We start from the raw sequence: 16,831 nt of genomic DNA on the forward strand, positions 1-16,831 counted from the left end.
AAAAAAGGCTTATAGCCGCAGAGCAAACCACCCGTTATACGGGTGGTTTTGATTAGTAAATTTCTATTAACCATTGATTAAATTAATTTAAATAGCTAGACAAATCAATGTAGCTAGTACTCGTCAGTAATTCTAAGTATAGCGTTGCAAACAAACTTATAGCTTTCTAAATTTAAATCGGTCTTATTCATTATTATTGATTTGTGCTTGTAGTGATTGTGAATTAGACTGTGAAATATTGAGTAAATATTTGGACCTTGCCAATGATTGCTTACTGTTATTATAGGAAACCCCAGTTCGCTTGGAAAGTAACACCGTGACAAGTGACCCTAATATCGCTAACACTGTAATTGTGATAAATAATGACACATTCGCAGTTGGATTCACAAAAAAGATAACCACCGCAATAAGTATAGATACTATAGCGATACCGATTAATATTAATGTAGCATACATATATTGCGTTGCTTGTTTCAAATCTTTTTGAAATTGTTCTTTGGAACGTCTATAGTAGAGGTTATTTTTGTATAATTTCAAATCTTTGTTTGCATCCATCGTTTGCGCAAAATCTGAAACTTCTTTATTGTCATCCTTTTTTAATGCTTCGATGATTGGTTGATAACCAAATGTAAGTGCAATTTTTTTCTCTTTTACTGTGCCCTTTGCCAGCCGGTTCAATTCTTCTAATTTTTGTTGGTTCATTGTTTCCACTCCCGTATTGTTTAATATTGATCCGTGTTATTAAGCTAGCGCTCACTTATCCATTGAGACTGCTATTTTGTTAACAATAGGTGCTTCTAAACATCATTATTTATTTTTTGATAATTCTGTTTTTTGTGAATTTTGAACTTGAGTTTGCGTCTCTTTATTATTATCTTGTTTTTCTTGGCTGTTGGCTACATGACTACCAAATAAAGTACCTGAACCTAGCACGGCACATAAAAAGAGTCCACCTAACCAAGTAAAGAACGTTGGTTTTTTTCTTCGTTCATAGCGTTTTGCTTTTTCAGCATCATCATCTAATAAGTTACCGACATCGATGTTCTGCGGTCCAGCCACCTTACTGAAATTTGATTGATTTGAATCATTATTTGAAAAACTTAGGGCCTGTTGTTTAATTTCCATAGCCCGCGCTGAGATACTTAAACTTGTTTGATTACTTTGTTCTAGTTGTTGATTTAATCGATCTAGATGACTTCTATTATTTTGAAGTTCCATTTCTTTAGAACGGATCGATTCATCTTTATCTGCGCTTTCTCTTTTTGATTTCTCTAATTCTACTCTTAACCAATTAATTTCATCTGTCATTTGTGAATCTTTTAATTCATAATCAGTTACTTTTTGATTCACTGCTAAATCTAAACGTTCATTAAATGTTGCTTCATTATGAATTAAATCTTGTTCTAACTTACTAATTTCTCCTCTAAGTTTGTCGACATCTTCACTTCTTTTTTGGACTAATGTTTCCACATCTTTTTCCATAATATTTTGAAGTTCCGACTTTTTAGTAGCTATAGTCTCTTGATGATGTTGAACGATGTCATCGACAATCTTAGTAATATGCAAATCATAGTCATTTTTCACATTGGCATCTAGTACTTTAATTTGATTATTATAAGCATTTTTTGCTTTATCTGATAATGTCTTCTCATATTCACGAATACGATTTGTTAAAATCGGTCTTTCTTCTCTTTCTATTCTTTCTTCCATATCTCTGCGTGCTTTTTCGCTACGCTCGTTTTTACTTGTTTCAAATTCTTTTTCTAATTTTTTAGTTTGTTCTTCAACTTTTTTTGGAATAACTCCTAAATCTTCTTGTAATTTACTTTCAATTTGTGTGTATGTTTTATGATATTGAGAATCATTAGATTTATAATTACGCATTTTATCTGCTTCAATGCTTTTGCTCCACAAATCATTAACAAGCTGATTGAATATACTGTTTATAATATCTTCTCTCTTTTTTTCTAAAACTGCTAATTTATCATTTTTTGCTTTATTAAAGTCGTCTTCTGTTAATTGTTCAAGTTTTCGGTAAGTAGGTAATATGTCTTCATTATATCCTTTATCATCGACAATACTTCTAAATTCTAAATTTTCGTCATCTAAATATATTTTATCTATAAGCGAATCCAGTGTGTGATATAGATTACTCTTTAAAAACTGTATGTCTGAAGAATCTTCGTTTTTATTTATAGATATAACTTGTTTATTCTTTTTCTCATTAAACAATTTTTTCTTAGCTCCATTTTTATTTTGAATTTGTTCTATAATCGCATCTTTCAGTGGTTGTAATGTTTCAAAGTTTAATCCTTTACTTAAATCAGAAATATCACAGCCAGCAATATTGATGTCTTTTAAAATATCATTGTTTATAACTTTCAATTTGGACTCATTTTTATGAGGCATATACAGTCTTAAACCAAAATTACAGTCAGGACGTTTAACCTCTTGAATATGTTGTAAAGAAGTTAGGTCTGTAATACAGTATTCTCGATCTTCGAATATTTTGAATGGCTCATTTTCATCATTATGATCTATTGTCACATCAAATGATTGCACAATTTTTGAGGACCCTAAGATTTGTTTAAAAGAATCAACAGCATTCCCTTTAGAATCTCCTTTTCTCAATACTGGGGCAACGATTGGAACAATATATATTTCGGTTTCTCCTGCAAGTACATGGTCTATTTCTAAAGAACTAATATCTAAAACGTTATTGCTCATTACATGTCATCCTTCCATTCGAGTTATTGTTTAAAAAGTATTTTAATAATACTTAAATGACTTCACTTTATGCTTAATCGATAGTCAAGAAGTCATAAAATAATATTTCTGCCTGTGCAATGAAATAATATCAAAAAACAAACTTATGTATTTTTTAATATCTTCTCAAATAAATTATTATTACCAGTCATATTTAGATGATAACATATTAATTAAAGTTGTAATATTAATATTTTAAATAAAAACACGTATTTTAATTATTAATTTTTCTGATTTTGTGATAATTTTTACACAATATCTGAAATATAAACATTTTTTCGTTGTGAAATGAAGGATTAACAGTGATGTGTGGAAATTCACCATTTAAAATCATCAAATGAACTTCGTCAAACTACCTCATTAATCACAGAAATATTTAAGGTTAAACAGCAGTTTCAGTAAATGGTTACCAATGAAATCGAATTTGGTTTTACAACAATAAAGAGGTTCTTTATTCAAGAACATAAAAATAGAAAGTCCGAGACATTAATTTATGTCTCGGACTTTTATCATTTTTAACTTACTTAAGAATTGATATAAAAAACAATTCTAATGTGTTCTATTTAGTTAATCTTTTACTCTATTTCACTTATTTTCTGTTCTGGATATTTTGTAACATTATCTAATATATTTATAAATTTATCCAACATACGTTTGATTGTTGATGAAGAAAATAACTCACTTGCATATTTTAAAGACACTTTGTAAACTTCATCACCTTCGATTATCATGTGTAAATCAAATTTAACGTTTGTATCGAAAGTTTCTTTACGTTCAATTTCCCAACCGTCTATGTTCAATAACTGATTATTTATATTTTGAAAAGAAAATGTTACATCATGCAATGTGTTACGAGTTAAATTATATTTTTCTATAATTTCTTCTTTTAATTGTTCAATAGGATAATCTTGGTTATCTAAAGCTTTTAACGATAAATCAGTAATTTCTGTTAATAATTGATTTATTGATTTATTTTCTTTTGGATAACCACGTAAAGCAAGCCTATTAAAAAACGGACCCGCCACCTCTTCCGTATCCTTAAAGGTACGTCCTGAAAAAGGGCTACCGATTACTATATCTTCTTGATTAGTATACTTACTCATCAATATCATTAGCGATGTTAATAATATTGTATAGTCAGTACTACCAGTTGTTTGTGTAAGTTTATCCATTGCTTTTTTCATTTCATTAGACAAGTTTACAGTAATTGTTTTGCCCTCAAAAGTTTGTTGTTTGGGCCTTGGATAGTCTAAAGGTAAATCTAAAATAGGTAATTTATCTTCAAACTGTGATAACCAAAATTTGCGTTGGTCGGTTAAATCATAATTTTTAATCCACTCACTATAATCTTTATACTGTAACTTCTTGTTTTCTATGTTATGACCTCGATATAATTTTGAAAATTCATTAATGATATGATAGATAGTGACTCCATCTGAAATGATATGATGGATATCAAATAATAATATATAACGCTGCTCATCATATTTCACTATTTTAATTCTTAACAACGGCGCCATCTTTAAATTAAACGGTTGTACAAAGTCTTGTAAGAGACTATCATAATCAATTTTTGATTTTTCTTCATAGTCTACACTAATTTGTGTATCATCTTCGATTATCTGAACAGTTTCTCCATTAATTCTTTCAAAACGCGTTCTTAATACCTCATGCCGATTAACTAAAGTTTGAAAGGCATACTGTATGCGTTGAATATCTAAATCACCTTTTATTTTAAATGCTCCAGGCATATTATATGATGTTGTTTGTTTACCAGCAATTGTATTCAAAGTATATATATGCTGTTGAATCGGAGATATAGAATAAAATAGTTTATCTTCAGCTTTTGGTATATTTCGTATATTCTTGTATTCATTACTTTCTTTTATAATTTTAGCCAATTGTATAACTATTGGTTTTTCAAAAATAACTGTGACTGGTATACGAACACCACTTCTATATTCTATTTCATTTATAATTCCCAAAGCATTAAGTGAATGTCCTCCTATTTCAAAGAAATTATCATTCATTCCAACCTTTTCAATACCTATTATCTTCTCAAATATTTGGGTAAGCATTACTTCTGTGTCATCTTTAGGTGCAACATATACTTTGCTTTCAATCTTAATTTCAGGTAACTGCCTTTTATTTAATTTACCATTATCTGTAACTGGTATTTTTTCAATTTGAGTTATATATTTTGGAATCATATAATTTGGCAAGCTTTCGCTTAAATTTCTTTTGATATTTTCATAGTTTAGCTGCTCTTCTGAGACTAGGTAAGCACAAAGATCTATATTTCCATCTCCCATTGATTTGGCAATGACAGCGACATCTGTAAGTTTTTCATTTTTACGTAAAGCACTTTCTATTTCACCAAGTTCAATGCGATAACCACGTATTTTTACTTGATCATCGATACGCCCTAAACATATAATATTTCCATCTTCTTGCCATTTCGCTAAGTCACCTGTTCGGTATAATTTCCCTTTACCAAACGGGTTATCAATAAATCTTTCTTTTGTTAATTGGGGGCGGTTTAAATAACCATCAGTCACACCTGCTCCTCCTATACAAAGCTCTCCTTGAGTACCAATACCCATGAGATTATTATCTTCATCCATAATATACGCTTGCGTATTCGCAATAGGTTGACCAATAGGTATAGTTTCATAGATAACATTATTTTCAAAACTAAAGTTTGTCACATCAATAGTAGTTTCAGTAGGACCATAAACATTGATTAATTGTGTATTATTCACCTTACCAATCCATTGATTAAATTGATTAACTAACTCTGGCTTCACTGCTTCGCCTCCAACTAAGACATACCTTAAGCTAGAAAGTAAGTTCGCTTGTTTAGTTAACTGAATATAATGAATAAATGGATTAAACATTGAAGGTACAAAGACAACTATCGATACTTTAGATGTGTGAATTAATGATGTGATTAATTCTGAGTTACCTTCTTTCCCCGAAGGTAACAATGTGGCTTGTGCACCAACCATAGCCCATCCAAATAATTCCCAAATTGACGGGTCAAATGTAAATGGCATTTTAAATAATATATTATCTTTACTACTAATACCAAATCTCTTAATCCTTCTATTAAGATTATTCATAACACCTTTAGAAGTTATCTTAACACCCTTAGGTTTACCTGTAGTGCCAGAAGTATAAATAATACACATCACATCAGATATACTTGTGACATGCGATAAATTCTTTGTGGGTTGTATTGATGTACTTTTGTCTTCCATTAAATTTATAACCGATTGATTAAATTCAATAGAAGTCCCTAAATCTCTATCTGTTAATAGTGTATTGGGCTTACTATCACTTAAAATATAATTGATACGCTCAATCGGATATTCTGGATCAATTGGGACATAGGCGCCACCCGCTTTTAAAACACCATATATCCCAACTATCATTTCCAAATTACGATTTGTCATTACACCTACTAAGCTATTTGGTTTAACGCCATTGCGTCGTAATTGATGCGCGACTTGATTTGCTTTAGCGTTTAATGTTTGATAAGTAAGGCTTTCACCTTCGTAAGTAACTGCCTTGTTATTTGGTGTTTTTTTCACTTGGCTCTCAAAAACATCCACAAAGGTTTTCGTGTTATCCATACTTACTTGTGTATCATTAAACCCCTGTAAAATAAGCGTCTTTTCTTCATCTGTAAGAGTCTCAATTTCACTAATTTTTTGTTCTGGATTCTCTAGAATTACATTTAAAATTTTTATAATATTTGAGTGTAAATTTATAACTTCCTTTTCGCTGACCAGGTCCAGCTGGTACTCGTAATCTATTTCAAGGCTGTCTTCTCCATCTCTATTACTTATATTTAGACCTAATGGGACATTTGTGGTACCAGGGTCTAACCATTCTTCTGAGTATCCTTTTTTAATAAAATCTGGGTTATGTTGAGTGTTTTGAAATGATACTACAAAGTCTAATAAACCTTTTGCATTTTTGCTATGTTCCACTATATAACTATTTGGATATTTTCTATGTTTCAACAATTTGAATGTTTCTTTTTTCATTAACTTTAAAAATTCATTAATGGATAATTTTTTATCTATTTCCACTATTATAGGTAACACTCTTGAATAGACTCCTGTGACTTGCTTTTCAAATTGCGTATTTCTATTGTGTAATATTAATCCAATCGAATTCTTATTTACTGAATTTTTTTTATACTTTAGAATTAGCATAGCAGCGGAAAACAAATTGCTAATACTCAATTGATTACTTATACAAAATTCCATAATTTTATGTGTGTATATGTCTGAAAGTCTATAATTTAGCCTATTCCCCTGGGCACTATTATTCCTTTTACTTTCAAACAACTCGCTATTTTCTAAATTTTCTACTTTTTTAATCCAAAATTGTTTATCTTTTTCAAATCTAGATGAATTTTTATAATTTATTTCTTCTTCCACGTGATCTAAATACGTATATTCAAAATTTTCTTCTTTTTTTCCGTAAATTAATGATTCACATAATGTATCCCCAGCTATAGTCATGCTCCAGCCATCTGAAATAAAATGATGTTGCAACAATAATATTCCAATATCTCCACTAGGCTGTGTTAAAATTACAAATTTAAATAATTCGCTATTGAGGGCAAATATATTTGATTTTATCTGCGTAGTAATCCATTCATCATAACCCTTTTTATTATTATAAAAATCAATATACTCAAAGGCTTTTCTTTTATATTCATCAATATATTGTTTATATTCAGCGTTCACTTTTCTAACTTTAATCCTATAACTCTCATGTCTTTTTATTAAATTGTTTAGTGATTTATCAATTTCTTCTATTTTAACATTATCTTTAATAGTAACCATTGCTGCTATATTATTAATACTAGTGTTTTCATAATATTCTTCTAACTGAATAATTTCACGTTGCGCTTCAGATAATATATACTCTCTCACTAATTTTACCTCCATAATTTTAATCAATGTATATAACATGTAATTACATACATTTGCATATTATTTTATGACGATATTCTTTGTAATTTTTACTACAATTATATATTCAAATAAGTATAGTTCAATAAAACAGAAAAGGGTCAGGATGTATTTTATTTTGGGATTACTACATCTCAAGGTGTGTTACTCATTTCTTTTTAAGCTAAGTATTTGTGTAATTTTTTCTTCAAAAATAATGGTGATACTTGATATAATTTTAAAAGGTAATGGACAAGTTGAGGCTTGTTTATTTCTTCTTTTTTCTTTTGAATTCCTTTTACTATAGTTTTTGCTAATTTATCTGGATTTAATATAAACGTTTTATTCATGTTTTTATATAATCCATGTAGATCTGCTTTCTTTAAAAATGGAGTAGCTATTGGTCCTGGGTTTACTACAAGAACATGGTACTTTGGCTCTTCCATTCTTAAAGTATTTAATATTTGAGAAAATGCCGCTTTTGAAGCTCCGTAATGACCAGTACCTTTATCTGTTATTAATGAAGCAAAGCTAGAAATACCTACAATTGTTGGTTCTTCAACAAAAAATTTTCGCAAAACATTCAATAAAATAGAAAAATTAATTGTATTAATTTTATAAATTTCATTCATTTGCTCTATAGAGATGGAAGACATATTTACTATATAACTCAAGCCTGCACAATGAATAAAACCGTCTATATCATTGCTTAATTTATGCTCTAGCAATGTTAAATCTTCAATATTTAATAAGTCACATTCTATAACCTGAACACTCTTGTTATTTTTAAATAATTCAATTTGATTAAATTTATATAAATCTCGCGAAAGGATAGTAACTTTACAACCTTTATTAAGCAATGTTTTTACGATAGAGTAACCTAAACCACTGGTTCCCCCAGTAATAATGTAATGCTTATTATCCACACTAACACTCCTTTTAATTATATTTTAAAATTGAAATATCAATGACAATCACGATAATAACATAAAAATCAGTTATAAATCATTTTTTATATGTTTACCAATCAATAAAAAATATATTTTTATATAATATTAAAGAAATTAAAAACAATGGGAAGCTATACAAAGTTTAATAAAAGAAAATTTTGTGGATAGTACTATGGCAAAAGGAATGTTTATAGAAGAAAATAAGAATCACAAACAAAATATTTAAAGGACTAATTCATATGAAAATGAATTAGTCCTTTAAAAAAATGAAATTTATAATCAACCACGTATAATAAAATCATACCGTAAATATGAATAGTAAAATTTGAAATTATCGATGTTAAAGTAACAACAACTACAATAGATGGAGTAATAATCAAAGATGTATTAATTTAATGTTTATATTTTTGATAATGGTTGCTTGCTTTTTTTCTATTTCCACACGTTTCCATATCGCACCATTTTCGTTTTCCAGCTTTTGATATATCAAGAAAATAACATATACAATTTTCATGGTAACACTGCTTAATTCTTTTAGTATCGTAATGTTTCAAAGTATCGACTAAATCATTAATAATAATATAGGTTATATTATCCTTTATAGTTTTACCTATATATGCTAAATCTATATTTTTATCATTATCTAAAAAATCAACAGTAATATTTGTGTCATTTATATATTTTTTTATTTTACTTTTAATACTCTGCGAAAGTTTTGCATCACTTTGGATACTATTTAATACTTCGTTAGATAACATTCTCAATTCTTTTAGCAAAGTAACTAATTCATCTGTTATAATATTTTCATTTGTATTATGATTAACCATATTATTCTCTATTAACCAATTTAATATATCTGATTTACTAGTCAATAAATCCATATTTTTATTATTTTTAATAAATGTCGTATTAACTAGATTAATCCATGCTCTTCCACCAATAGTTAATATTTTTTTGTCCATGCTATCACCCCACCTATATACTAACCTTTAAATTATCGTTTTACAAGTTAGTTATTCACGCGTATCATATAACCTGTAAAAATATTTTAAAAGGTTATATGATAAGAGGAATTAAAATGACTACGTTTTATCAAAAAGTAACTGTGCAAGATATCAATATATTTTATAGAGAGGCTGGCAATCCAAAAGACCCAACTATTTTATTATTACATGGTTTCCCTTCTTCATCACATATGTATAAAAGTTTAATAGAAAAATTAGAAGATGATTATCACCTGGTTGCGCCAGACTATCCAGGCTTTGGAAATAGTGACCAACCAAATATAAATGCCTTTGATTACACATTTGACAACATTTCAAATATTATAAATGAATTTATAGAAATACTATCTTTAGAAAAATTCAGTATATATGTTCATGATTACGGCGCACCAATAGGATTTAGATTAGCTACTAAGAACCCACATAAAATACAAGCAATTATTAGTCAAAATGGCAATGCATACGAAGAAGGATTGTTATCGGCTTGGGACCCAGTCAGAGATTATTGGGAAAATCCATCAAATGAAAACAAAGAAAAATTAAGAAAATTATTAACAGCTGATTTCACAAATATCAATACATTGATGGTACAAGAAACCCTGATACTATAAGTCCTGATGGATGGAATATGGACCAAAAAAATTTAGATAAAAAAGGCAATCAAGAAATACAAATAAGCCTATATTATGACTACAGAAATAATTTGAAATTATATCCAAAATGGCAAAAGTATTTTAGAACTTATCAACCACCTACATTAGTAGCTTGGGGTAAAAATGATATGTTTTTCGGACCTGAAGGTGCATTAGGTTTTCTTAGAGACATTGAGGACTGTGAAGTTCATTTATTTAACACGGGTCATTTCCCATTAGAAGAAGAACTTACAACAAGTGCATTTTTAATTAAAAATTTTTTAAGCTCAAGATTAAAACAATAATTGTATAAAGGTTAAGTTTTGTTTTAAGTTACAAAAAGCTTCAAAAGTATAAAGAGATTTTAAATATTGACTAAATAATCATGATTTTACTATAAAAAATTATCTTTATTTCATTCTTCAATTAAAATTACCACTCTAAAATAAATACTTACAATTCTTAATAATATTATTGAAAAAGCAAATCATATAATTCCAAAAACGCTAATTTTTGACAAAAACCCTCTTAAATACAATTTAAGAGGGTTTTCTTAGATATTTATGTTCATAAACTGGCTTTACTATCAATAATCAAAAATTATTTAGCAATATGAAACTTTTGACGATGTTAGGTGTATATATTATCGAAAAACACATTCTATGAATGAAGCAGAATGAAATCAAATGGCCAAAATTGATTATACTACAATCAAAAAATTAAGCTCTTCCAACTATAAAAAATGCAATTTTCTTAGCTATTGCTTCCTTCTCTATCGTACCATTACTATCAGCTAACTGTAATGCGGCTTCATGAACCATTTGTGCAAAAATAGGCACAAATATTTCTTTTTCATTATCTTCATAAACACCTTTCAAACTTATTGTTAAAACATTATTCAACTCGCTTAGTATTTTTTCTTTCATTTGAGGTAATGCTAATCCAGCATAGCTGCTTCTGCATTCAATATTAGGTTCTTGATAAAAATCGTGAACTGCTAAAATGAGTTGACTTATATTTTCTTGGTTAAAAATCATGGTTTCCGAAACATAGTTCTCAATAGTAACTGTAGCAAAATCTTCCATAATATAGTCGATTAAGTCATATTTATCTTCAAAATGGGCATAAAATGTTGCTCTATTTACTTTAGCCCCTTTTGTGATATCTGCTATTGTTATTTTCTCAAAAATTTTTTTATCTACTAAACTAAAAAAGGCGTTAATCAATGATTGCTTCGTATGTGTCACTCTCAAATTTTTTACTTTTTCTGCCATTTGAATCATCTCCTCAACAATTTAAAGTTATTGTTGCTATAGCAACATTCAAGCATGGTTTGTTGATTGTTATATCACTTTATTAATTGTATATTTTACTTAAAGCAACACTTTGTTGTTTTAATATATCATAGACAAGGAGCTACTTAAAATGAAAACATTAGTCATTGTAGGCGCAGGTACTGGTTTAGGACTATTTATAGCTAAAAAATTTGGTTCTGAAGGATTTAGAGTAGCAACTATTTCTCGAAATTCTGAGAAATTAAAAGTTATTCAAGAAGAATTGAGTAATTTAAACATTGAGACAAAAACTTATATAGCAGATATCACAGACTTGGAAGCATTAAAACAATCTATCCAAGCAATTAAAATTGATTTTGGTTCGATTGATGTCATAGAGTTTAGCCCTTACGCCAAAGAAGATAAATTTACAAATATATTAGAAACTACGCCAGATAGTGTATCAGAAATGTTAAAAACTTATCTATTCCCATCAATTCAGTTGGTTAACGACGTTTTACCAGATATGATAAATAAAGGGGAGGGGGCAATTCTATTTACAACAGGTGTATCTACAATATTCCCTTTACCTTTTGCTGGAAATGCTGGAATTATAGGAGCAGGCTTACGTAATTATGCTGAAAGCCTCTACACTCAACTGGAAGATAAAAACATATTTATAAGACATCTTTCAATAGGAACAGTGATAGAACCTGGAACAATAGGAGACCCAAATTTGATTGCGGAGGCCTGGTATAATTTATATAACCAAAGAGAAAAGTTTGAAGAAACCTTCCCAAAAGATCTTAAAAAATCTGATATTTCCTAATTTTTGTACTGTACTTAAATGATAAAAATTTATGTTTATATTAATTAAACAATTTATGTTTTACTGTATTAGGATGTTATAAAACATTTATCAAGGAACTAACATAGACTAATCTCTCACTATCAGCTAGTAGTGAGGGATTAATTATGCAAAAAACTGCCATTCAAATCAATGACTTGAAGGCAGTTTGAAATATATTTTAGTATGATATTTTAACATTTACATCTAACTATTTTTGTTGACCATTCGTCTTAATGATATAGAACAGGTAGTATACTATACCAATGACAAACCAAATCAATGTATAGAATTTAGCTTGTCCACTTAATCCCCAAAATACTGCAAACACACAAATAAACACAAGTATTGGCATAACAGGATACAACGGTAATTTAAATGCTGGTAATGGCAAATCTTTACCTTCTCGTTTACGTAAAGCGAAAATACCCACTGTTACAAACATAAAGGCTACTAATGTTCCTGCTGTAATTAATTGAGCTAAAAACCCAAACGGGAATACAGATCCAACAATTACTGCAACGATAGATAATACGACTAAAGCGCGATTTGGTAAGTTTTTATTATCCAATTTACCTAACCAAGATGGAAGGATGCCATCTCTACCAAATGAGTAAAGTAAGCGTGAACCAGCTAGCATCATTCCAATTAATGCAGTAAACATACCAATAACCGAAATAGCTTGTACAATAATTGCAATCGTACCATGACCGCTTGTACGTAATGCCCATCCAACGGGTTCAGCATTGTTTTTATATTCACTGTAATCAAACATTCCAACTAATACTAACGCAACAACCACAAATAACGTCACCGCAATTAATAATGACCCTAAAATCCCTCTAGGCATGGTCTTTTGTGGATTAATAGCTTCACCAGAATTGGCAGCGATAGAATCAAAACCAATGTAAGCAACAAATATAACAGAGCTACCTGCATAAATGCCCTGCCAGCCACCAAAAGCACCTGCTGCTGTTTCTTTATATTCAGGAATAAATGGAACATAATGTCCAATATCTATTACAGATAAACCTACTATTATAAATAGGAAAATTGCTAGTACTTTTAACACGACTAATATATTCTGTACTCGTGCTGTTTCTGAAGTACCTCTAGACAATAATAAAGCAGTAATAACAACTACAATTGCAGCTATCAAGTCTATTACCCCACCATCAGTACCTAATGAATTAGAAAGTGAATTAGGAAGTGAAATATGGAAGGGGTCTAACAGCCCTCTTAAATTTGCAGAAAAACCAGAGGCTACAAAGGAAACTGCAATTAAATATTCAGCGATTAATGCCCAACCAACAATCCAACCAAAAAATTCTCCAAATAATATACTAATCCAAGTATATGCAGAGCCTGCAAACGGCATTACTGTCGCCATTTCAGCATATACAAATGCAACCATAGCTGCTACAATTGCTGCAACTAAAAAGGATAGACTGACGGAAGGTCCCGTATGATCCGCAGCCACAACCCCTGGCAATGTAAAAATAGCAGTTGAAACTATTGTCCCAACACCTAATGCTAAAAAGTCCTTAACGCGAAGTGTACGTTCTAAGTGCGCATCTTTATTTTGGTAGCGCGATACATCTTCTTTACGTAGTATTCTATGTATCAGATTCATTTTTATATCTCCTAGCTTTTTTTAAAACAAACATGTTTTTAAGTATAATGATTTTTGAAACTATTGTACATGCCATTTTTAAAAAGAATTATTATTTTTAAGTCATTTTACCTAGGTTACTTTAAAGTGCGTACTTACATTTTCCTAATAAGAGGTTTAAAATAGCGTTCATAGTTAATAATTTACTAAAATTGATTTAATGAAAAGGAGCATAATGATGCAAAATATAACTTTTAATAATGGCAATACAATGCCACAACTTGGCTTAGGCGTCTTTAGAGTAGAAAATGATGATACGGCAAAAAATGCAGTAAAGCATGCAATCATTAACGGATATCGTAGTATTGATGCAGCATTAGTTTATGCTAATGAAGAAATGGTTGGACAAGGTATACAAGAGGGTATAAAGGCCGCAGGTATTACTAGAGAAGACCTATTTATCACATCTAAATTATGGTTAAATCACTATGGTAAAGATAACGTGAAAGATGGCTATGAAACGTCATTAAGTAATCTTGGCTTAGATTATTTAGACCTATACCTCATTCACTGGCCAGGTACCAACGAATCACTCATGCTAGAAACTTGGGAAGGCATGGAAGCACTATATAATGAGGGCAAAGTTAAAAATATTGGTGTTAGTAACTTTACAATTGAACAATTAGAGTTACTAGAAACGAAAACGACTATTAAGCCAGTTATTAACCAAGTAGAATTCCACCCATACTTTACTCAAGAAGCATTGAGAAAATATTTAGCTTCAGCATCTATCCAAATGGAATCTTGGTCACCTTTAATGAATGCTGAAATTCTTACAGATGAGACTATCAATGCTATAGCTGATGAAACTGGAAAATCTCCTGCACAAATTGTAATTAGATGGAACATTGAACATGGTGTTGTCACAATTCCTAAGTCTGTGACACCACATAGAATTGAAGAAAATATAAATGTTTTTGACTTTTCATTAACTGAAGCACAAATCAATCGTATTGATGCTTTAAACCAAGATAAAAGAATTGGTCCAAACCCTGTAGAATTTAATGGATAAATAATTAATAGCGTGGAACGACAATCATTTTATAATATATGATTGCTGTTCCACTTCTTTTTATTTATTATTTCATTAAATTATTTTTTAGCTCTTTTCTTTGAAATGCTAATGAATATGGATCATTGTACCAATACGTCTCGGCCTTTACTTTAATAATATGATTATTTTTAACAGCAGGTATTTGTTGCCACATATTTGTTTTTTCAAATTCTGGCTGAGCTTTACCTTCACTCATCGTGATAATGTAATCTCCAGCATACTTTGGTAGTTGTTCTTGTGATAATTCTTTCCAACCATCTTTTTTGACTTCTTTTTCTAACGGTTGAGGCATATTTAAATCAAATGCTTGATATAACACTTCTCCACCACGTCCCCACTCTGAGCCAAATGCATAGATGGTTTTGCTAAAATCATCAAAAATTGAAACTGTTGCGTTTTCTCCTATATGCCCTTTGATTTCTTTAGAATCCTCAGCAGTTTGAGCTTTCCATTTTTCCACCCAATCTTTAGCTTCTTTCTCCTTACCAAGTATCTTACCTAATTCAATTTGCGTATCTAAATAATCTTTATTACCGTATTCGATTGGTAATGTTGCCGCAATTTTTTCATACTTTTTAATATTTTTGTCAGTAGTATCAACAATAATTAAATCTGGCTTAAGTTTTGCAACTTTTTCCACATCGTTTTCATTTAGTTTTGCAGTATTTTTAAATTTATCTTTTAGAACATCACTCTTTTCTATATCTTTAGTAACACCGATAATATTACCACCTAAATATTTTATGCCACCTGCATATGTATTAGCCACAACTGCAATACGCTTTGGATGTTTTGGAATATCAACTTTTTTACCACTACCCAAGGTATAACTTTTCGTGCTTTCTTCTTCATTAGATTTTGACTCATTACTACATGCTGAGAGCAGCAGTACTGCTAAAATAATAAAACTTAATAATTGTTTCATTTGGCCCCTCCTATTGATAATGATTATCACTATTAATTATATTTTATGCCCAGTATTAATAATAAGCAATATATTTATTTGTATTTTAAAATTAATAATAAATATTATTAGTTTTAACACTTTATATTTTTGCTTGATTCACCTATGTAAATAGTTTACTTACAATGTTCTGAAGGGATAAGATAAATTGATTAACTCATGAGATAAAAATAAGTGGCTGGGATATGATTCCCAACCACTTTCACATTAAATTTATTCCATACGTTTTAATATTTCTAATTTAATCACTTTTAATGCTTCGCTATATTCTCTGTTGGTACTTTCTTGGGCATTAACGATTAATAGTTCAACAAGTTCTATGTCACTTTTTTCGCTAACTTCATGTTCAAATTGATGTAAGTGCTCTTCGGATGTTTTAGCATTTTGCTTTTCTATTTGATAATATTGGTCCGCTCCTAAACCACCCTCTTCAATCATGACAGAAATACCACTTGACCGCGCTTCATTCAGTCTTTTCACTTTAATGCATTTGTTTTCACGAATAATCATTTGAATCCCTCCTAATTTAATGCGCGTATTTTAAAGTACGTTACTGCTTATAAACATCACATTGCTTCTAGAATTAGATTGACTTCAAATAATCTAGCTGACTTTAATCATTATGTATCACGTTATCTTCACAAATATCGATTAGTTAGCTATTAAAATTGTTGTTTACTGTAGTGTAGTATTACACT

The 16,831-nt window shown here is 29.7% G+C and carries 13 protein-coding genes; 4 read left to right on the top strand and 9 right to left on the bottom strand.

The window, feature by feature from the left end; genetic code table 11:
- Positions 1-183: 183 nt before the first annotated feature.
- The 5 genes from D9V42_RS05365 to D9V42_RS05385 form a co-directional block, all read right to left on the bottom strand.
- The gene (locus D9V42_RS05365; protein ID WP_107556275.1) at positions 184-702 is read right to left on the bottom strand and encodes a magnesium transporter; all 519 of its coding nucleotides are present in this window, start codon (positions 700-702) and stop codon (positions 184-186) included.
- Between the two features lie 105 nt (positions 703-807).
- The gene (locus D9V42_RS05370) at positions 808-2,727 is read right to left on the bottom strand and encodes a coiled-coil domain-containing protein (protein WP_122063604.1); all 1,920 of its coding nucleotides are present in this window, start codon (positions 2,725-2,727) and stop codon (positions 808-810) included.
- 614 nt (positions 2,728-3,341) lie between these two features.
- Positions 3,342-7,718, bottom strand: a complete 4,377-nt coding sequence (locus D9V42_RS05375; RefSeq protein WP_122063607.1) for a non-ribosomal peptide synthetase — start codon at positions 7,716-7,718, stop codon at positions 3,342-3,344.
- A gap of 197 nt (positions 7,719-7,915) precedes the next feature.
- A complete protein-coding gene (locus tag D9V42_RS05380) occupies positions 7,916-8,662 on the bottom strand; it encodes an SDR family NAD(P)-dependent oxidoreductase (RefSeq protein ID WP_158593180.1) in 747 nt (248 codons plus the stop codon).
- A gap of 416 nt (positions 8,663-9,078) precedes the next feature.
- A complete protein-coding gene (locus D9V42_RS05385) occupies positions 9,079-9,648 on the bottom strand; it encodes a CGNR zinc finger domain-containing protein (protein ID WP_122063613.1) in 570 nt (189 codons plus the stop codon).
- A gap of 116 nt (positions 9,649-9,764) precedes the next feature.
- On the opposite strand from D9V42_RS05385, the gene D9V42_RS15640 reads away from it, so the two are divergent.
- Both D9V42_RS15640 and D9V42_RS15645 read left to right on the top strand, forming a co-directional pair.
- A complete protein-coding gene (locus tag D9V42_RS15640) occupies positions 9,765-10,301 on the top strand; it encodes an alpha/beta fold hydrolase (protein ID WP_325167786.1) in 537 nt (178 codons plus the stop codon).
- Between the two features lie 17 nt (positions 10,302-10,318).
- Positions 10,319-10,627 (top strand): alpha/beta fold hydrolase, encoded by a 309-nt coding sequence (locus D9V42_RS15645; RefSeq protein WP_325167787.1) that lies wholly within the window; start codon positions 10,319-10,321, stop codon positions 10,625-10,627.
- Between the two features lie 414 nt (positions 10,628-11,041).
- On the opposite strand, the gene D9V42_RS05395 is transcribed toward D9V42_RS15645, so the two are convergent.
- Positions 11,042-11,596: a TetR/AcrR family transcriptional regulator gene (locus D9V42_RS05395; protein WP_122063616.1), complete on the bottom strand. Its 555-nt coding sequence runs from the start codon at positions 11,594-11,596 to the stop codon at positions 11,042-11,044.
- A 151-nt stretch (positions 11,597-11,747) separates the two neighbouring features.
- Between D9V42_RS05395 and D9V42_RS05400 the strand changes: the two genes are divergently transcribed.
- The gene (locus D9V42_RS05400) at positions 11,748-12,425 is read left to right on the top strand and encodes an SDR family NAD(P)-dependent oxidoreductase (protein WP_122063619.1); all 678 of its coding nucleotides are present in this window, start codon (positions 11,748-11,750) and stop codon (positions 12,423-12,425) included.
- Between the two features lie 229 nt (positions 12,426-12,654).
- Here D9V42_RS05400 and D9V42_RS05405 read toward each other — a convergent pair whose 3' ends face one another.
- Positions 12,655-14,076, bottom strand: a complete 1,422-nt coding sequence (locus D9V42_RS05405; RefSeq protein WP_122063622.1) for an APC family permease — start codon at positions 14,074-14,076, stop codon at positions 12,655-12,657.
- A 217-nt stretch (positions 14,077-14,293) separates the two neighbouring features.
- Between D9V42_RS05405 and D9V42_RS05410 the strand changes: the two genes are divergently transcribed.
- Positions 14,294-15,127 carry an aldo/keto reductase gene (locus D9V42_RS05410; protein WP_122063625.1) on the top strand — a complete coding sequence of 278 codons (834 nt, stop codon included), beginning with the start codon at positions 14,294-14,296 and terminating at the stop codon, positions 15,125-15,127.
- A gap of 67 nt (positions 15,128-15,194) precedes the next feature.
- On the opposite strand, the gene D9V42_RS05415 is transcribed toward D9V42_RS05410, so the two are convergent.
- Entirely contained in the window at positions 15,195-16,094 is a 900-nt protein-coding gene (locus D9V42_RS05415; RefSeq protein WP_107556281.1) for an ABC transporter substrate-binding protein, read from the bottom strand.
- 252 nt (positions 16,095-16,346) lie between these two features.
- A complete protein-coding gene (locus tag D9V42_RS05420; protein WP_107556328.1) occupies positions 16,347-16,643 on the bottom strand; it encodes a hypothetical protein in 297 nt (98 codons plus the stop codon).
- Positions 16,644-16,831: the final 188 nt, after the last annotated feature.

The organism is Staphylococcus pseudoxylosus (genome assembly GCF_003697915.1).
GTDB lineage: Bacteria > Bacillota > Bacilli > Staphylococcales > Staphylococcaceae > Staphylococcus > Staphylococcus pseudoxylosus.